General features: G+C 52.0%; 1 rRNA gene. It reads left to right on the top strand.

Annotation, left to right across the window (positions count from 1 at the left end):
- A 16S ribosomal RNA gene (locus tag ACEN4L_RS13375) occupies nucleotides 1–1,412 on the top strand; the annotation flags it as partial.
- Nucleotides 1,413–1,471 lie beyond the last annotated feature (59 nt).

Below are 1,471 nucleotides of genomic sequence, written 5' to 3'. Positions count from 1 at the left end.
AAGCGGGGGATAACATTCGGAAACGGATGCTAATACCGCATAGATCTTAATGCCTCCTGGCATTGGGAAGAAAGACGGCTTCGGCTGTCACTTGTAGATGGACCCGCGGCGCATTAGTTAGTTGGTGAGGTAATGGCTCACCAAGACGATGATGCGTAGCCGACCTGAGAGGGTGATCGGCCACACTGGGACTGAGACACGGCCCAGACTCCTACGGGAGGCAGCAGTAGGGAATCTTCCGCAATGGACGAAAGTCTGACGGAGCAACGCCGCGTGAGTGAAGAAGGTTTTCGGATCGTAAAACTCTGTTGTTAGAGAAGAACAAGGATGAGAGTAACTGTTCATCCCTTGACGGTATCTAACCAGAAAGCCATGGCTAACTACGTGCCAGCAGCCGCGGTAATACGTAGATGGCAAGCGTTGTCCGGATTTATTGGGCGTAAAGCGAGCGCAGGCGGTTCTTTAAGTCTGATGTGAAAGCCCCTGGCTCAACCAGGGAGGGTCATTGGAAACTGGAGAACTTGAGTGCAGAAGAGGAAAGTGGAATTCCATGTGTAGCGGTGAAATGCGTAGATATATGGAGGAACACCAGTGGCGAAGGCGACTTTCTGGTCTGTAACTGACGCTGAGGCTCGAAAGCATGGGGAGCAAACAGGATTAGATACCCTGGTAGTCCATGCCGTAAACGATGAGTGCTAAGTGTTGGAGGGTTTCCGCCCTTCAGTGCTGCAGCTAACGCATTAAGCACTCCGCCTGGGGAGTACGACCGCAAGGTTGAAACTCAAAGGAATTGACGGGGGCCCGCACAAGCGGTGGAGCATGTGGTTTAATTCGAAGCAACGCGAAGAACCTTACCAGGTCTTGACATCCTTTGACCACTCTAGAGATAGAGCTTTCCCTTCGGGGACAAAGTGACAGGTGGTGCATGGTTGTCGTCAGCTCGTGTCGTGAGATGTTGGGTTAAGTCCCGCAACGAGCGCAACCCTTATTATTAGTTGCCAGCATTCAGTTGGGCACTCTAGTGAGACTGCCGGTGATAAACCGGAGGAAGGTGGGGATGACGTCAAATCATCATGCCCCTTATGACCTGGGCTACACACGTGCTACAATGGATGGTACAACGAGTCGCAAGGTCGCGAGGCCAAGCTAATCTCTTAAAGCCATTCTCAGTTCGGATTGTAGGCTGCAATTCGCCTACATGAAGCCGGAATCGCTAGTAATCGCGGATCAGAACGCCGCGGTGAATACGTTCCCGGGCCTTGTACACACCGCCCGTCACACCACGAGAGTTTGTAACACCCAAAGTCGGTGAGGTAACCTTCGGGAGCCAGCCGCCTAAGGTGGGACAGATAATTGGGGTGAAGTCGTAACAAGGTAGCCGTATCGGAAGGTGCGGCTGGATCACCTCCTTTCTAAGGAATTAACGGAATCCTACACGGTTCGCTTTTACTTTGTTTAGTTTTGAGAGGTT

The sequence above is a fragment of the Desemzia sp. FAM 23988 genome (genome assembly GCF_045528365.1).
In the GTDB taxonomy this organism is placed as follows: Bacteria; Bacillota; Bacilli; order Lactobacillales; family Carnobacteriaceae; genus Desemzia.
This window is presented reverse-complemented; position numbering and strand designations above follow the sequence as displayed.